Below are 16666 nucleotides of genomic sequence, written 5' to 3'. Positions count from 1 at the left end.
TTTATTATACGATGATAAACTAGTCTTTACCACTATTAATATATGTTTAAAATTACTATAATAAATCATGCGAGATATTTAGAAGTAATGATACAAAAAATGGACTTTAGAATTTAAATTTACAATAAATGGCTCTACAATTAAATGTCAGTTTTATGACATTTAATTATTGAAAATACGAACGAATGAGCGATATGATAATATAGATAAGAATGATTTTAATTTAGGAGGCCTTTATGGTGCATAATAAAAACAATACAATTTTAAAAATGATTAAAGGTGAAGAAATAACACATACACCTGTTTGGTTTATGCGACAAGCTGGCCGATCGCAACCAGAATATCGTAAATTGAAAGAAAAATATTCACTATTTGAAATTACGCATCAGCCGGAGCTATGCGCTTATGTAACACATCTACCAGTTGATAATTATCATACAGATGCAGCAATTTTATACAAAGATATTATGACACCATTAAAGCCAATTGGTGTAGATGTTGAAATTAAATCTGGTATTGGACCTGTTATACACAATCCAATTAAAACAATTCAAGATGTTGAGAAACTTTCTCAAATAGACCCCGAACGAGACGTACCTTATGTACTAGATACAATTAAACTTTTAACAGAAGAAAAGTTAAATGTACCTTTAATTGGTTTTACTGGTGCACCATTCACATTGGCATCATATATGATAGAAGGTGGACCTTCGAAAAATTATAATTTCACAAAAGCGATGATGTACAGAGATGAAGCAACGTGGTTTGCATTAATGAATCACTTAGTTGATGTATCAGTTAAGTATGTGACTGCTCAAGTTGAAGCAGGCGCAGAATTAATTCAAATTTTCGATTCATGGGTGGGGGCATTAAATGTCGGAGATTATAGACATTACATTAAACCACACATGATGCGTTTAATAAATGAAATTAAAGAAGTACATGATGTACCAGTCATTTTATTTGGTGTAGGAGCAAGCCATTTAATTAATGAATGGAATGATTTACCAATTGATGTATTAGGATTAGATTGGAGAACTTCAATAAACCAAGCGCAACAATTAGGTGTAACTAAAACATTACAAGGAAATCTTGATCCATCCATTTTATTAGCACCTTGGGATGTTATAGAAGAAAGACTAAAGCCTATTTTAGATCAAGGTATGGCACATGGAAAACATATTTTCAACTTAGGTCATGGCGTATTTCCAGAAGTACAACCTGAAACGTTACGCAAAGTAAGTGAATTTGTTCATAATTATACGCAAAAATAATTTTATGAAATAGCGATAGCACGAGAAAGATAATTCATTTAAAGGAAGGTATTATCAATGACTAAAAAAATGGGACTATTAGTTATGGCATATGGTACACCTTATACAGAGAGTGATATTGAACCATATTATACGGATATAAGACATGGTAAACGTCCAACTGAAGAAGAACTTCAAGATTTGAAGAATAGATATGAATTTATTGGTGGATTATCACCATTAGCAGGTACAACGGACGAACAAGCCAATGCGTTAGTTTCAGCTTTAAATAAAGCATATGCTGACGTTGAGTTTAAACTTTATTTAGGATTAAAACATATTTCACCATTTATTGAAGATGCAGTAGAACAAATGCATAACGATGGTATTACAGAAGCAATTACTGTTGTATTAGCACCACACTATTCTTCATTTTCAGTAGGGTCATATGACAAACGTGCAGATGAAGAAGCAGCAAAATATGGTATTCAACTGACACATGTTAAACATTATTATGAACAACCTAAATTCATTGAGTACTGGACGAATAAAGTTAATGAAACATTAGTTCAAATTCCAGAGGATGAACACAAAGATACTGTCTTGGTCGTTTCAGCACATAGCTTGCCAAAAGGTTTAATTGAAAAAAATAATGATCCATATCCAGAGGAACTAACACATACTGCGCTTTTAATCAAAGAACAATCTAATATTGAAAATATCGCGATTGGTTGGCAATCTGAAGGTAATACAGGTACACCATGGTTAGGACCGGATGTACAAGATTTAACACGTGATTTATATGAAAAACATCATTACAAAAACTTTATATACACGCCTGTAGGTTTTGTATGTGAACATTTAGAAGTACTTTACGACAACGATTATGAATGTAAAGTTGTTTGCGATGACATTGGTGCGAAATATTATCGACCTGAAATGCCGAATACACATCCATTATTTATCGGTGCAATTGTAGATGAAATAAAGTCCATATTTTAATTACGAAAGAAGCGTGAAACGTTGTGAGTAAATCAGTGGCTATAATAGGAGCGGGGATAACAGGATTATCAAGTGCATATTTTTTAAAACAGCAAGATCCTAATATTGACATAACAATCTTTGAAGCATCGAATCGACCGGGGGGAAAGATTCAATCTTATCGTAAAGATGGTTATATGATTGAACTTGGTCCTGAATCTTATTTAGGCAGAAAAACTATAATGACAGAATTAGCAAAAGATATAGGGCTAGAACAGGATATTGTTACAAATACAACAGGACAATCTTATATTTTTGCGAAAAATAAATTATATCCAATTCCAGGTGGCTCAATTATGGGAATTCCAACAGATATTAAACCATTTGTTACTACAAAATTAATATCGCCACTTGGTAAATTAAGAGCAGGATTGGATTTGCTTAAAAAGCCTACTCAAATGCAGGATGGTGATATTTCTGTTGGTGCATTTTTCAGAGCGAGATTAGGGAATGAGGTACTTGAAAATTTAATTGAACCTTTAATGGGTGGTATTTATGGTACAGATATTGATAAATTAAGTTTGATGAGTACGTTTCCTAATTTTAAAGAAAAAGAAGAGGCATTCGGAAGTTTGATCAAAGGTATGAAGGATGAGAAAAATAAGCGTCAGAAACAAAGACAATTATACCCTGGTGCACCAAAAGGACAATTCAAACAATTTAAGCATGGTTTAAGTTCATTTATTGAAGCATTAGAACAAGATGTGAAAAATAAGGGTGTATCAATTCAATATAATACAAAAGTGGATGACATTATCACGTCTCAAAAACAATATAAAATTGTTTATAACGATCAGCTAGAAGAAGTGTATGATGGCGTATTAGTAACGACACCACATCAAGTATTTTTAAATTGGTTTGGTCAAGATCCAGCATTTGATTATTTTAAAACAATGGATAGTACAACGGTTGCGACTGTTGTATTGGCATTTGATGAAAAAGATATTGAAAATACCTATGATGGTACTGGCTTCGTTATCGCGAGAACAAGTGATACAGACATTACCGCATGTACTTGGACATCGAAAAAATGGCCATTTACTACGCCAAAAGGTAAGGTGTTGATTCGTGCCTATGTAGGTAAACCAGGTGACACTGTGGTCGATGATCATACTGATGATGAGTTAGTTTCAATTGTGCGTAAAGATTTAAGTCAAATGATGACATTTAAAGGTAATCCTGAATTTACGATTGTAAATCGGTTGCCGAAAAGTATGCCACAGTATCACGTAGGACATATTCAACAAATTAGAGATATACAAACTCACGTTAAACAGACATATCCACGTCTACGAGTTACAGGTGCTTCATTTGAAGCGGTTGGATTGCCAGATTGTATTATGCAAGGTAAGGTTGCTGCTGAAGAAATTGTTGCAGAACTTTAGGCTAATTATGGACAAGGACGCTAGGGAAGTATCTTTATATATTTTTTATTGATGGAAATTCAGAAATATTGTAATTGTTATAAAAATATATACACATAGTAAGATTTGTTTCTAAATTTAATAGAAAAAATGACAAAGCACTTTAATTTGAAATGTCAATTTGAGATATAAACATTTCTATTTAAGGTGCTTTTATTTTACAATTATTAGTAAATAGTAAAAGTTTTAACAATAGAAAAAGAGACAGCATGTTGAAAGGAGAGAATGAGATGACAGATGTAATCATTGTTCATTCTATGCACGGAAATAGCAGAAATCATTGGTATCAGTGGTTGGAGCATAACTTAACTTTAGAAGGGTATGACGTAACATTATTTAATTTTGAATCACCTGAAATGAAGACAGTAGATCAATGGGTTGAAGCTATGACAAAACAAATTAATGTACGAAAGAAAGATACATATTTTGTAACTCATGGTTTAGGTTCAATTACAGCGCTAAAATATATTGAAATGATTGATCAGCCGATTGAAGGATTTTTCAGTATTGCAGGTTTTAAAGAAGATGCAGAAAAAATTGACTTAGATATCGATTTAAGTAATGTGACAATCGACTATGATAATATTAAGAAGAAAGTCGATCATTTTTATGGATTGAGTTCTAAAAATGATAAATACGTTTCATATAAAGAGACTCAACGTTTAATGAATGCATTAGAAGGTAATATACGAATCGTTGAAGATGGAGGGCACTTCTTAGAAGAGGACGGCTTCGAAACATTTACAGCATTGCAAGATCGCATGCAAGATTACATGACACGCTAGGGAATGTATGATTGCGCAGTGTTGTGTTATGTCAACAGGAGGCATAGCATTTTAGTGAAAATGACTATAATTATATTTTAATTAGCTGAAGATGTAGGTATTATAAATTTTATGGTCTCTACATCTTTTTCAATGTTTTATGGTTAATTATGACAACTATTAGACACTTATATTATAAAAGGGAATAAGAAGCGTTTTTTTACACAAAAAACTTTTAAAATGTCGTTGACGTACACTACAAAAATGAATATACTAATATTTGTGTTCAACAGAGAACATGTTGCTACGATATTTAAGTAATTATTTAAGAGATAATATTTAAATTAAATTCAAAAAGTTCTTGACTTTAGGTATTTAAATATGGTATATTAATTAGGTAATTCAAAATAATATTAGCGCGGGATGGAGCAGTTCGGTAGCTCGTCGGGCTCATAACCCGAAGGTCGGTGGTTCAAATCCGCCTCCCGCAATACATAGTTTTAATAGGTCTCGTAGTGTAGCGGTTAACACGCCTGCCTGTCACGCAGGAGATCGCGGGTTCGATTCCCGTCGAGACCGCCATTATTAATACCATTAAGGTTCAGTAGCTCAGTTGGTAGAGCAATGGATTGAAGCTCCATGTGTCGGCAGTTCGACTCTGTCCTGAACCATTCTTAATTCATGGCGGTTGTGGTGAAGTGGTTAACACATCGGATTGTGGTTCCGACATTCGAGGGTTCGATCCCCTTCAGCCGCCCCATAATCGTTTACATTAGCGGGTGTAGTTTAATGGCAAAACCTCAGCCTTCCAAGCTGATGTTGTGGGTTCGATTCCCATCACCCGCTCCATTATTTTTATTATTATTCCACAGTAGCTCAGTGGTAGAGCTATCGGCTGTTAACCGATCGGTCGTAGGTTCGAGTCCTACCTGTGGAGCCATGGCTCCTTGGTCAAGCGGTTAAGACACCGCCCTTTCACGGCGGTAACACGGGTTCGAGTCCCGTAGGAGTCATACAAACAGAAGTGAAATATCGCTTCTGTTTTTTTATTACATATTTATTATTGAGGAGAGTTGTCCGAGTTGGCCGAAGGAGCACGCCTGGAAAGTGTGTAGGCGCCACAAGCGTCTCGAGGGTTCGAATCCCTCACTCTCCGTTATAGCGCTTAAAATGGTTTGAAATCATTTTAAGCGCTATTTTTAAGGTTTTGTGTCTATTATCTGAGTCACTTAGTTTAAAATGTGTTTGTTCAATTGTAAATAGGATTGATAAGTTTTAAAATCGTATTCAAAAAAATTAGTGAATATTTAAAGGTTAAAACCAGAATTTTTTAATTTATATTGAAAAGTTTCTATAAGAAAAACTTTTTGTGAAGGAGGGATATTATAAAAAAGAGTAAAACAATGTTAAATGTATTATTATTAATTATAAATTTAATTGCAATATGTAGTGTAAACAATGCATATGCAAATGAAGAAAAACCTAAAATTGAGGATTTGTGTAAGAAGTCAAGTGTAGACCCTATTGCTCTACATAACATTGAGAAAGACTATGTAAATAATCGCTTTACAATAGATAAGTCACCTGTATCAACTACAGAAAAATTTTTAGATTTTGATTTATTATTCAAAAATTTTACTTGGTTAGATGGAAAGTCTGCTGAATTTAAAGATTTAAAAGTGGAATTTAGCTCATCGGAAATTTCCAAAGAGTATTTTGGAAAGACTGTAGATATTTATGGTGTCTACTATAAAGCGCATTGTCATGGTGAGCATCAAGTGAAAACTGCCTGTACTTATGGTGGGATAACATCTCATGAAAATAATAAATTAAGCGAGCCTAAAAATATAGGAGTAGCTGTGTATAAGGATAATGTAAATGTTAATACATTTATTGTTACTACAGATAAAAAGAAAGTTACTGCACAAGAACTTGATATTAAAGTAAGAACAAAATTAAATAATGAATATAAATTGTATGACAGAATGACTAGTGATGTACAAAAAGGTTATATTAAATTCCATTCGCATTCGGAGCAAAAAGAATCATTTTATTATGATTTGTTTTATATTAAAGGAAATTTACCAGATCAATATTTGCAAATTTATAATGATAATAAAACAATAGATTCATCAGACTATCATATTGATGTTTATTTATTTACATAACAATCTAAAAGTTGATGCGTATCAACTTACAATCCTATAAAGAACTATAGATATTAACATATTTTTACAAAGTTGCTTAGCAAATGACGATGAACGATTAATGATTCAAATCTAACTTTATTACTATAAAAAGTTTTCTATTTTAGTATAGATAACAAAAGTAGATTAACGAGTAATAGTAGATAAGTGGGATAGAGTCATGATGATTTAAGAAGAAGAATGTTTTTTTACAATAAAAGGATAATAAAGATAGGCATATTTAATTATAGGAGAAATATAAAATGAAAAGAATACTTATCATTGTTGTTTTATTGTTTTGTTATTCACAAAATCATATCGCAACCGCTGATGTTGGAGTTTTGAATCTTAGGAACTATTATGGTAGCTATCCAATCGAAGACCATCAAAATATTAATCCTGACAATAATCGTCTTTCGCATCAATTAGTTTTTTCTATGGATAATTCGACAGTAACAGCTGAATTTAAGAACGTTGATGATGTAAAGAAATTCAAAAATCGTGCTGTTGATGTATACGGTCTAAGTTATAGTGGATATTGTCTAAAAAATAAATATATGTACGGAGGAGTTACTTTAGCGGGTGATTATTTAGAGAAGTCTAAATATATTCCTATTAATCTTTGGGTTAATAGCGAACATCAAACTATATCTACTGAGAAAGTATCAACTAATAAAAAGATAGTAACAGCTCAAGAAATTGATACTAAATTAAGAAGATATCTACAAGAAGAATATAACATTTATGGCTTTAATGATACAAATAAAGGAAGAAATTACGGTACTAAGTCAAAATTTAGTTCTGGATTTAATACAGGAAAAATATCATTTCATTTGAATGACGGTTCATCTTTTTCTTATGACTTATTTGATACCGGAACAGGGCAAGCTGAAAGTTTCCTAAAAATATATAATGACAACAAAACTGTCGAAACTGATAAATTCCATTTAGATGTAGAAATATCTTATAAGGACGAAAGTTGAAGTATTTCAATCATAACTTAGAAAAGGAAATGCCATGAAAAAATTTAAATATAGTTTTATAGTAGTTTTTATATTATTTTTTAACGTTGATGACCTTTCGTATGCGCAAGGAGATATTGGTGTAGGTAACTTAAGAAATTTCTATACAAAATATGATTATATAGATTTAAAAGGCGTCACAGATAAAAACCTACCTATTGCGAATCAACTCGAATTTTCAACCGGTACCAATGATTTGATCTCAGAATCTAATAATTGGGACGAAATAAGTAAATTTAAAGGAAAGAAACTGGATATTTTTGGTATTGATTATAATGGTCCTTGTAAATCTAAATACATGTATGGAGGGGCCACTTTATCAGGACAATACTTAAATTCTGCTAGAAAAATCCCTATAAATCTTTGGGTTAATGGCAAGCATAAAACAATTTCTACTGACAAAATAGCAACTAATAAAAAACTAGTAACAGCTCAAGAAATTGATGTTAAATTAAGGAGATATCTTCAAGAAGAATACAATATATATGGTCATAATAACACTGGTAAAGGCAAAGAATATGGATATAAATCTAAATTTTATTCAGGTTTTAATAAGGGGAAAGTTTTATTTCATTTAAATGATGAAAAATCATTTTCATATGATTTGTTTTATACAGGAGATGGAGTGCCTGTAAGTTTTTTGAAAATTTATGAAGATAATAAAATAATAGAATCTGAAAAATTTCATCTTGATGTCGAAATATCATATGTAGATAGTAACTAATGATAATTACTTTTAACACTAAAATGCGAATTTATATGAATGTTAACGGTTTAAATTTAAAGGCTCTTGGGCTAATATGTACGTTTAATATTCACTGTAATACATCAAATTTATAAAAATTTAAAATATGGAGTTGTTGGAATGAAGTTATTTGCTTTTCTCTTCATATGTGTTAAGTCTTGCAGCTTACTATTTATGTTAAATGACAATCCTAAACCAGAACAATTGAATAAAGCGAGTGAATTCACTGGTCTAATGGATAATATGAGGTATTTGTATGACGATAAACACGTATCAGAAACAAACATTAAAGCCCAAGAAAAGTTTTTACAACATGATTTATTATTTAAAATAAATGGTTCTAAAATTTTAAAAACAGAATTTAATAATAAAAGTCTTTCGGATAAATATAAAAATAAAAACGTAGATTTGTTTGGGACAAACTATTATAATCAATGCTATTTTTCAGCGGATAATATGGAATTAAATGATGGTATATTAATTGGAAAAACGTGTATGTATGGCGGTGTGACCGAGCATGATGGAAATCAAATAGATAAAAATAATTCAACTGATAACTCGCATAATATCTTAATTAAGGTTTACGAAAATGAGAGAAATTCATTATCTTTTGATATACCTACTAATAAGAAAAACATAACAGCCCAAGAAATAGATTATAAAGTTAGAAACTATTTACTTAAGCATAAAGATTTATATGAATTTAACAGTTCGCCTTATGAGACTGGCTATATAAAGTTTATCGAAGGCAATGGTAATACTTTTTGGTATGATATGATGCCTGAATCTGGTGAAAAATTTTATCCTACTAAATATTTATTGATATATAACGATAATAAAACAGTTGACAGTCAATCTGTTAATGTTGAAGTTCATTTAACTAAAAAGTAATTGAGGGAGAGTATATTATAAAAAATATTAAAAAGTTTATGAGATTGTTCTACATAGCTTTAATTATAATAACTTTATTATGTCTTATAAATAATAATTATGTTAACGCCGATGTAGACAAAAATGATTTAAAGAAAAAATCTGATTTAGATAGTAGTAAGTTATTTAATTTAACAAGCTATTATACTGATATAACGTGGCAATTAGAAAAGTCAAATGTAATTAGTTCAGATCAACTACTAAATAATACAATAATATTTAAAAATATAGTTATAGCAGAGCTTAATACGTCTAGCTTGAAAGTTGAATTTAATTCATTAGATTTAGCTAATCAATATAAAGGAAGCAATGTAGATATTTTTGGATTGTATTATGGTAATAAATGTGTAGGATTGCATGGGGAAAAAACATCATGCTTATACGGAGGGGTTACGATACATGATGGTAATCAATTAGATGAAGAAAGAGTTATAGGTGTTAATGTATTTAAAGATGATGCCCAACAAGAAGGTTTTGTGATAAAAACCAAAAAAGCTAAAGTAACAGTACAAGAATTAGATACTAAAGTTCGATTTAAATTAGAAAATTTATATAAAATATACAATAAAGATACCGGTAATATACAAAAAGGATGCATATTCTTTCATTCTCATAATAATCAAGATCATTCATTTTATTATGATTTATATAACATAAAAGGTTCAGTAGGAGCAGAGTTTTTTCAGTTTTATGGTGATAATAGAACAGTCAACTCATCTAATTATCATATAGATGTATTTTTATATAAAGATTAAGTGGTTGATGATTATCAACTTAATCACGAAAATAAACTATTATATTAGGGGTACAATGATTTAAATTGTAGTAAAATTAGAAATTTATATATTATCTTGAATACGGATTCAAAATTATTTGTTGATATTAAGAATAATGATAAATAGAATGTTAATTTATTATAATATTGAATTTTTAGTTTTAAAACTAATACTATCGAAATACTACAACCTGAGCTATCTATAAGCGTGAATTTATAATAAGTTTCATTTTCAAATAGACTGAATAAGTTAGAGGAGGTTTTATGAAGAAATTATCTACTGTAATTATTATTTTGATTCTAGAAATAGTTTTATATAATATAAAATATGCGAATGCTCAACCCGATCCTAAATTAGACGAACTAAATAAAGTAAGTGATTATAAAATTAATAAGGGAACTATGGGAAATGTAATGAATCTTTATATGTCTCCACCTGTTGAAGGAAGAGGAGTTGTCAATTCTAGACAGTTTTTATCTCATGATTTAATATTTCCAATTGAGTATAAGAGTTATAATGAGGTTAAAACTGAATTAAAAAATACAGAATTAGCTAACAATTATAAAGGTAAAAAAGTAGACATTTTTGGTGTTCCATATTTTTATACTTGTATAATACCTAAACATGAACCGGATATAAACCAAAATTTTGGAGGTTGTTGTATGTATGGTGGTCTTACTTTGAATAGTTCAGAAAATGAAAGAGATAAATTAATTACTGTACAGGTAACAATCGACAATAGACAATCACTTGGATTTACAATAACTACAAATAAGAATATGGTTACTATTCAAGAGCTAGATTACAAAGCAAGACACTGGCTCACTAAAGAAAAAAAGCTATACGAGTTTGATGGTTCTGCATTTGAATCTGGATATATAAAATTTACTGAAAAGAACAAAGCGAGTATTTGGTTTGACTTATTTCCTAAAAAAGAACTAGTACCTTTTGTTCCTTATAAGTTTTTAAATATATACGGAGATAATAAAGTTGTTGATTCTAAGAGTATTAAAATGGAAGTATTTCTTAATACTCACTGATAAGTATATATGATATCACTATACAATCATAATGTGCGATTTTCGAACTTTTGTTCTAAGTGTTTTATAGATTCATGTAAATAGTTAGTTTATTACCAGTTCAATTATTTAATTTTTCTCATTGATTTATTCTAAATATGTTTTATATTACTTTGATAAAAATATGTCTAAAAACCTATTTGTGTTAACAGTCAATAGCGGTTTGAAAATGTCGTTTTTTAGCGGTTTATTATTTTAATTCTTTTAATGTTTTTTCACTTTTATAATCTTTAGACCTATATGATTGTCCTGTGGAAATGATAATTTAATAACGGACATTTTTGACTGTTTAAGAATGTGCAATTTTTTAACACTCTAGAGATAAATCTATAGAGCTAATCCGCATTCTCCGTTAATTTAACGGAAATACAATGAAATGTTCAGATTCTTAAAAGAGCAAGTGTGATATACGTATCAAGAAAAAGATTTTCTGACTCGTTGACCTTGCTCTTTTTTTGTTCTTCAAGTAAATGCGAGTAAGTGTTTAACGTTTATGATATTCTAGAGTGACCTAATCGTTTGCTCATATATTCAATCGGTATGGCTTTGGATAGCAAAGAAGATTTGTGAGTGTGTCTAAGTGAATAGGGAGTGATATAATCATTATTTAATTCTATTACTTCTTTTGATTTTTTTAATGATTTACTCACCAATGTATGAATAACCGAAAATAATTTTCCGTTAATTCTATTTGGTAATCTAGCTAACTTTGAATTTATGTGTATAATATCTCTTGAATTAACTTCAACTTCTTGTTTTGAATTCTTTGTTTTTGTTCCTGGTAAATGAACTATACCATTTTCTTTGCTTAAATCATTGTAAGTCATATTGATAACAACTCTATATCTTGCACCAGTAATACCCAATAGATACAGAAAATTTAACTTTCTTCATCTCCTTTTTAAAGTACTCTAGTAATTTTAAGTATTCTTTAATCGTTAAATACTTAAAATTCTCATCTATAGCTTTTTCAGTGCCTTTGATACTAACGTCATAGGTAGGGTCTTTTTTAAAATTGCCATCATATAATGCGTCTCCGATACATCTTGCTAAACAACCATGAATCTCTCTCACAGTTTCATCGTTATGGCCTTGTGCGTATTTATTTAAAAACCTCTGATATTCACTTCGTGTTATATTTTTTATTAGCATGTTTTCTCCGGAAAACTTGCTAAATATCCTAATGGATCTTTCATACCAATAAAACGGTTTGCTGGATAACTTTTTTTATACTTTAAATTTATCCAGTCACTGTAATATTCTGTAAACTTTTTATTATCTTCAATGTTATTATCATCCTCCAAATCTCTAAACAATTGTTGTGCGACGTTGGTTGCCTCTGCTTTAGTTTTGAAGCCTGAATTTCTTTTCCTTCCTGATTTGAAAGACGGATGATTTACATCGTATTGCCAAGATGTTGACGTTTTATTCTGCCTTTTTGTAATAGTAAATGATGTCACTTTATTTCTCCTCCTCAAAATTGGCAAAAAATAATAAGGGTAGGCGAGCTACCCTTATTATTTAATTTTATTTTATTCATACCTTTCTGGTTCGAGACCCATTTCTCTTAAAATTTGGTCGCTATTTTCTTGTGCTCTTTGAGCTTCTTCAGGTGTATAAAAATGCTTATATTCTCTTTTATATATTGGGTCTGTTTCTCCCTCTACATATCCTTCTCTAATATGGTTATTTGTAGTTGTATGTGATTGTCCATTATAAATTTCTGTAACTGTATTTCCATTTTCTATAACTGTGTAATTGTTTTTATTGCTTTGTTGTTGATTGCTATGTTCACTATTATTATTTAAGACTGGTTGATTATTATTTAAATTTTGAACTTGCTCATTATTGTTTTTGTTTATATCTTGATTCTTTTTTTCGTTCTTTGGTTTATCATTATTTTTCTTAGCTTCTTTTTTTACTTCTGACTTTTTATCGTCTTTCATTTCCTTATTTTCATTGCTAGCATCCCCACATGCTACTAAAATCATTGTACTAGCTAGTAATAGATAGAATAATCTCCTCATGCTGTTATCTCCTTTTATTTATATGTGAATCAATAGTTTTAATATTAAACAATATCTAAATTTTTAGATTTGTCTAACTAAGTGTATACTATTCATTCATATAATTATAAAATAATTGAAACTTTAGTACAATCTATTAATATAATATGTTGAAAAGGTAAGACTATTAGTATAAAGATTTTATTAACTCTCCGTTAATTTAACGGAATTACAATGAAATATTAGTATTTCAAAAGAGCAAGTGTCAATTACGTGTCAAGAAATTAATTTTCTGTCGCGTTGACCTTGCTCTTTTTTTGTTCTAAATGAAACGTCCAAATGAAAAAGATTTTTGTTTTTTCATTTGGACGATAAGATTTAAAAATTGAAAAAATAAGAATAGGGGATTACTGTTAATTTATGAGGTTAAAGTTTCAATGATTTTTGATTTATTAGACCATTTTAAAATCTCAAGGTTCTCATGTACTGCTACAGTTTGTGCTCTATCATTTATCGGATAATCTATATCATTTACTATTATTAACATTATAGGTTCTAAATTGTTTCTGGATGGTCTGTTTGGTTTGATGTCTCGATAAATATATGCTTCATTTGTTATTTTGTTAAAATCTAAGTTATTTGTAAAATTAACTAGTTTTTCTGGTTGTGATTTTGTTTCTGAAACAATATAATCAATAGAATATTTTAAACCTGATTCTCCAGAAACAGAAACTTGTGCTAATCCTCTTATTTCTTGGTCATATAAGAATTCAAATACTTCTTCATAGAACATGTTTGTAACATTAGATTTAGTAGTTAAGGTAAGGTCATAAATTTTCAATATACCTTGAATTAAATTATGTTTAGACTGAGCAAAACTCTCATTTTTAATATCTGCTGTAATTTCTTTATCAACTAATTTTAAATTAAATTGATTTAAAATACTCTGTATCAGTTTAGTTCTCGTTTTTGTGTTTATATCAATACCCAACATTTCTAATTCATTAATCGTTAATCCGTCATCAGATAGACGAATTTCATTATTTGGTAATGTATCAGCATATATTCTAATAAAATCATTCAAATGATTTTTAAATGGAGTAGTAATTTCTGTAGAACTATCTAATTCTTTGAAGATATAGTTTTGTTTTAACCAGTTGAAATATTCGTTCATTTTTTCTTCGATAGTTTTCACTAATTATCCCTCCATTTCTTTTACAGTAATCTTGGTTCTATTATAACATTATCGTGTTTTATATTAGGATACTTCATAAAGAACTCTAATGATTCCATAATTTCATCTGTTAATTCTAAATCTTTAATATCTTTTAATGGGATTGCAATACCACCATTATTATATTCTTCAGTATAAATGTGTATATGTGGCGTAGGTATTCTTTCGTTATTTGGTGGATTTGCATGATCACTACCTTTAACATCGAACCTAATCATATAAGTGGTTAAACCATAGATACTTGATTTTAAAAGAAAATCGGTTTTAAAAAATCGAATCACGTTTAATTCATAAGAATAGTGTTATTTTAAATATTGCTTAATGATATTACCAAGTTCTGGAGTAAGTCGAGTAGGACGAACACAAAGTTTTCTGTAGTTACATAATTCTTTTGAGCTGTTTCAGCTTGATATAACTTATTTATATTAATTCTGCTAATTTCACGTAAGTTAGTGGATGCGGAACGTTTTAATTTACGTGCAATAGGTCTTAAAGAATAATTTTCTCTATACATGTGTGTTCAGTAAGTAAAAGATGGTTATAGCTCATATTAGTAATACTTATATGTGTTTTTGTGGTTGTTAACATCTTACAATAAAGTGCCCATTGCGGGCATTTTTATGAACTTTTTTTGGGTTGCACTTAATATTACAATGTATTGATTAACAAATAATTACTTTTTATAATACATATCTTCATATCCAAAACCATAAAAGTTTTTACCATTTGGTTGTTTTATTATTGATATATGATATCTTCCTAAAAATTGGCAAAAATAATAAGGGTAGGTGGGCTACCCAAATTTTTAGAGTGAAGTTAATCTTAAAGTTTCTCTGTATTGTATAGCTTTTGGTTCGTCAATGAATTGAACTGTGCTATTGTGTTCTGATAAAACTTTATCTTTAATTTCATTAATATTAACTTTAAAGAATTCTTTTCTTCCGTTAACTTTATTAACTTTATATTTTTTAAAGTATTCGTGTAATTTGTTTTCAAGCTCAAAAGCATTTTCAGAGAAAATTAAAGCGTGCACATCGAATTCAAAGGGAACAGATGCGCTACTTAATTCATTAATTCTATCCATTGGTTCTAATCTACGGGTTACACCAATCTTATAAACATTTTCTCCAAATGAACCGATATTTGATATTATATAAACAAATCCTGATTGAGCATTAACTTTTCTGTCCTCTACATTTTCTCTTTCAGAATTTAAATACTTGAGTGATTGATCTAATTCTCTAATCTTTTCAATATATAATTCTTTTTCGACATGTAAATCTGTGTTATTTAAATACATTGTCAGCTTTTTGATTTCATTATTGTGGTGTCTAATGTCTTTATCAAGCTCTTTTAGTTTTTTCTCCATTTCTTTTTCTGCTTGTTCTATTTCTTTCAATCTAGCTCGTTCTTCTCTTCTTATGATTTTTTCATCTTCTATTTTAACTTGATATTTGTGCATTAAATCTAACATCTCAAGTTTTATGTCAAGTAAAGTTTCAGGAATACGTACATTATCCGTTTCAAATATTTTATTTATCCCTTCATAACTTTTAAATATTTTGTTCTGCATGCTTTCGATATTTTTGCAATTTACTTTATTAATTAATTGAGAAGTTTCAGCATTAAATAATCGTATGATTTGCTTGGCCTGTGCATTTTGATGTCTCTTATTCTCTGTAGAAACATTAAATATTTTCACTTCTTCAAGATTTAGTAATTCTTTTTCTTTCATTTGTAATTTTTTAATATATGTATTAATTTGAGATGAGTCTACTTCAACTAAATCAAAGGGATAAGTTAATTCTATATCATATTTAAATAATTCATCATTTAAATAACTAGTAATGTGTTCAAGTTCTTTAGTACCTTCTTCTATACTAGATATTAAATCTTTTTTTAGGTTCTTCAATTCTTGTATTTCACGCTTAATTTTTTGATTTTCAATGTTGATACTTTTATTTTTTTCTTTCAAGTTTTGAAGTGTTACTAAATCCGGTTCTACAAATTTATTAACAAGTATTAATTTAGATAATGCATATATTGATAAACTGAATGGGATTATTGCTATACCTGGTGTTCCTATACTAAAGAAAGATGTTACTAAGATTGTCCATATTACCCATTGCTTTTTTAAAATTTCTTTTTTCATTTTCCTATTCTCCTTAATTTGAATTTATGTGTATTTTAATACTCTCTATGGCTT

The 16666-nt window shown here is 29.3% G+C and carries 14 protein-coding genes, 8 tRNA genes and 3 pseudogenes; 19 read left to right on the top strand and 6 right to left on the bottom strand.

Features of this window, described 5'->3' with window-relative positions; translation table 11 throughout:
* Positions 1 to 139 precede the first annotated feature (139 nt).
* From SAMSHR1132_RS08805 to seg, 19 genes and pseudogenes are all read left to right on the top strand, one after another.
* A pseudogene (locus SAMSHR1132_RS08805) lies at positions 140 to 247 on the top strand (hypothetical protein).
* Positions 237 to 1274 (top strand): uroporphyrinogen decarboxylase, encoded by a 1038-nt coding sequence (gene hemE / locus SAMSHR1132_RS08800; RefSeq protein ID WP_000233523.1) that lies wholly within the window; start codon positions 237 to 239, stop codon positions 1272 to 1274. The pseudogene SAMSHR1132_RS08805 and the gene hemE overlap by 11 nt, the downstream one beginning before the upstream one ends.
* A gap of 57 nt (positions 1275 to 1331) precedes the next feature.
* Positions 1332 to 2255, top strand: a complete 924-nt coding sequence (gene hemH / locus SAMSHR1132_RS08795) for a ferrochelatase (RefSeq protein WP_000162889.1) — start codon at positions 1332 to 1334, stop codon at positions 2253 to 2255.
* Between the two features lie 23 nt (positions 2256 to 2278).
* Positions 2279 to 3679, top strand: a complete 1401-nt coding sequence (hemY, locus tag SAMSHR1132_RS08790) for a protoporphyrinogen oxidase (RefSeq protein ID WP_042355410.1) — start codon at positions 2279 to 2281, stop codon at positions 3677 to 3679.
* Positions 3680 to 3948: 269 nt separating this feature from the next.
* Positions 3949 to 4503, top strand: a complete 555-nt coding sequence (locus SAMSHR1132_RS08785; RefSeq protein ID WP_000132895.1) for an RBBP9/YdeN family alpha/beta hydrolase — start codon at positions 3949 to 3951, stop codon at positions 4501 to 4503.
* A gap of 396 nt (positions 4504 to 4899) precedes the next feature.
* A tRNA-Met gene (locus tag SAMSHR1132_RS08780) sits at positions 4900 to 4973 on the top strand.
* Between the two features lie 15 nt (positions 4974 to 4988).
* Positions 4989 to 5064 (top strand) — tRNA-Asp (locus SAMSHR1132_RS08775).
* Between the two features lie 16 nt (positions 5065 to 5080).
* Positions 5081 to 5153: transfer RNA gene (locus SAMSHR1132_RS08770), tRNA-Phe, on the top strand.
* Positions 5154 to 5166: 13 nt separating this feature from the next.
* Positions 5167 to 5242, top strand: a tRNA-His gene (locus tag SAMSHR1132_RS08765).
* A gap of 15 nt (positions 5243 to 5257) precedes the next feature.
* Positions 5258 to 5331, top strand: a tRNA-Gly gene (locus tag SAMSHR1132_RS08760).
* Positions 5332 to 5347: 16 nt separating this feature from the next.
* A tRNA-Asn gene (locus SAMSHR1132_RS08755) sits at positions 5348 to 5422 on the top strand.
* Position 5423: 1 nt separating this feature from the next.
* Positions 5424 to 5495: transfer RNA gene (locus SAMSHR1132_RS08750), tRNA-Glu, on the top strand.
* A gap of 54 nt (positions 5496 to 5549) precedes the next feature.
* Positions 5550 to 5638: transfer RNA gene (locus SAMSHR1132_RS08745), tRNA-Ser, on the top strand.
* A gap of 229 nt (positions 5639 to 5867) precedes the next feature.
* Positions 5868 to 6650, top strand: coding sequence for an exotoxin beta-grasp domain-containing protein (locus tag SAMSHR1132_RS08740; RefSeq protein WP_160149172.1), 783 nt, complete (start codon positions 5868 to 5870; stop codon positions 6648 to 6650).
* A gap of 281 nt (positions 6651 to 6931) precedes the next feature.
* Positions 6932 to 7651: a staphylococcal enterotoxin type M gene (gene sem, locus SAMSHR1132_RS08735; RefSeq protein WP_000821650.1), complete on the top strand. Its 720-nt coding sequence runs from the start codon at positions 6932 to 6934 to the stop codon at positions 7649 to 7651.
* A gap of 34 nt (positions 7652 to 7685) precedes the next feature.
* Positions 7686 to 8414 (top strand): staphylococcal enterotoxin type I, encoded by a 729-nt coding sequence (gene sei, locus SAMSHR1132_RS08730; RefSeq protein ID WP_000713848.1) that lies wholly within the window; start codon positions 7686 to 7688, stop codon positions 8412 to 8414.
* Positions 8415 to 8555: 141 nt separating this feature from the next.
* Positions 8556 to 9326, top strand: coding sequence for a staphylococcal enterotoxin type U (gene seu, locus SAMSHR1132_RS08725; RefSeq protein WP_000764694.1), 771 nt, complete (start codon positions 8556 to 8558; stop codon positions 9324 to 9326).
* Positions 9327 to 9364: 38 nt separating this feature from the next.
* On the top strand, positions 9365 to 10120 hold the full coding sequence (locus tag SAMSHR1132_RS08720; RefSeq protein WP_001236365.1) for an exotoxin beta-grasp domain-containing protein: 756 nt from the start codon (positions 9365 to 9367) through the stop codon (positions 10118 to 10120).
* Positions 10121 to 10404: 284 nt separating this feature from the next.
* Positions 10405 to 11181, top strand: a complete 777-nt coding sequence (seg, locus tag SAMSHR1132_RS08715) for a staphylococcal enterotoxin type G (protein ID WP_000736714.1) — start codon at positions 10405 to 10407, stop codon at positions 11179 to 11181.
* 453 nt (positions 11182 to 11634) lie between these two features.
* Here seg and SAMSHR1132_RS08710 read toward each other — a convergent pair.
* The 6 genes and pseudogenes from SAMSHR1132_RS08710 to SAMSHR1132_RS08690 form a co-directional block, all read right to left on the bottom strand.
* Positions 11635 to 12680, bottom strand: a pseudogene (locus tag SAMSHR1132_RS08710) (tyrosine-type recombinase/integrase).
* Positions 12681 to 12752: 72 nt separating this feature from the next.
* A complete protein-coding gene (locus SAMSHR1132_RS08705) occupies positions 12753 to 13247 on the bottom strand; it encodes a hypothetical protein (protein WP_001253322.1) in 495 nt (164 codons plus the stop codon).
* A 397-nt stretch (positions 13248 to 13644) separates the two neighbouring features.
* Entirely contained in the window at positions 13645 to 14421 is a 777-nt protein-coding gene (locus SAMSHR1132_RS08700; RefSeq protein WP_000848312.1) for a DUF1828 domain-containing protein, read from the bottom strand.
* Positions 14422 to 14441: 20 nt separating this feature from the next.
* A complete protein-coding gene (locus SAMSHR1132_RS08695) occupies positions 14442 to 14678 on the bottom strand; it encodes a DUF6978 family protein (protein WP_000617701.1) in 237 nt (78 codons plus the stop codon).
* A pseudogene (locus SAMSHR1132_RS13835) lies at positions 14661 to 15009 on the bottom strand (IS30 family transposase); the annotation flags it as partial. The pseudogene SAMSHR1132_RS13835 and the gene SAMSHR1132_RS08695, both read right to left, overlap by 18 nt.
* A gap of 256 nt (positions 15010 to 15265) precedes the next feature.
* Positions 15266 to 16612 (bottom strand): DUF4041 domain-containing protein, encoded by a 1347-nt coding sequence (locus tag SAMSHR1132_RS08690; protein WP_000711489.1) that lies wholly within the window; start codon positions 16610 to 16612, stop codon positions 15266 to 15268.
* Positions 16613 to 16666 lie beyond the last annotated feature (54 nt).

Origin of the sequence: Staphylococcus argenteus (assembly GCF_000236925.1) — a bacterium.
Classification (GTDB): Bacteria; Bacillota; Bacilli; order Staphylococcales; family Staphylococcaceae; genus Staphylococcus; species Staphylococcus argenteus.
Note: the sequence above shows the minus strand (reverse complement) of the source record. Positions and strands in the feature narration are given on the sequence as shown.

Bases quoted from the DNA above. Each gene is read 5' to 3' on its own strand.
- hemE (WP_000233523.1), top strand. From the start codon at position 237: ATGGTGCATAATAAAAACAATACAATTTTAAAAATGATTAAAGGTGAA.
- hemH (WP_000162889.1), top strand. From the start codon at position 1,332: ATGACTAAAAAAATGGGACTATTAGTTATGGCATATGGTACACCTTAT.
- SAMSHR1132_RS08785 (WP_000132895.1), top strand. From the start codon at position 3,949: ATGACAGATGTAATCATTGTTCATTCTATGCACGGAAATAGCAGAAAT.
- sem (WP_000821650.1), top strand. From the start codon at position 6,932: ATGAAAAGAATACTTATCATTGTTGTTTTATTGTTTTGTTATTCACAA.
- sei (WP_000713848.1), top strand. From the start codon at position 7,686: ATGAAAAAATTTAAATATAGTTTTATAGTAGTTTTTATATTATTTTTT.
- seu (WP_000764694.1), top strand. From the start codon at position 8,556: ATGAAGTTATTTGCTTTTCTCTTCATATGTGTTAAGTCTTGCAGCTTA.
- SAMSHR1132_RS08720 (WP_001236365.1), top strand. From the start codon at position 9,365: ATGAGATTGTTCTACATAGCTTTAATTATAATAACTTTATTATGTCTT.
- seg (WP_000736714.1), top strand. From the start codon at position 10,405: ATGAAGAAATTATCTACTGTAATTATTATTTTGATTCTAGAAATAGTT.
- SAMSHR1132_RS08705 (WP_001253322.1), bottom strand. From the start codon at position 13,247: ATGAGGAGATTATTCTATCTATTACTAGCTAGTACAATGATTTTAGTA.
- SAMSHR1132_RS08695 (WP_000617701.1), bottom strand. From the start codon at position 14,678: ATGATTAGGTTCGATGTTAAAGGTAGTGATCATGCAAATCCACCAAAT.
- SAMSHR1132_RS08690 (WP_000711489.1), bottom strand. From the start codon at position 16,612: ATGAAAAAAGAAATTTTAAAAAAGCAATGGGTAATATGGACAATCTTA.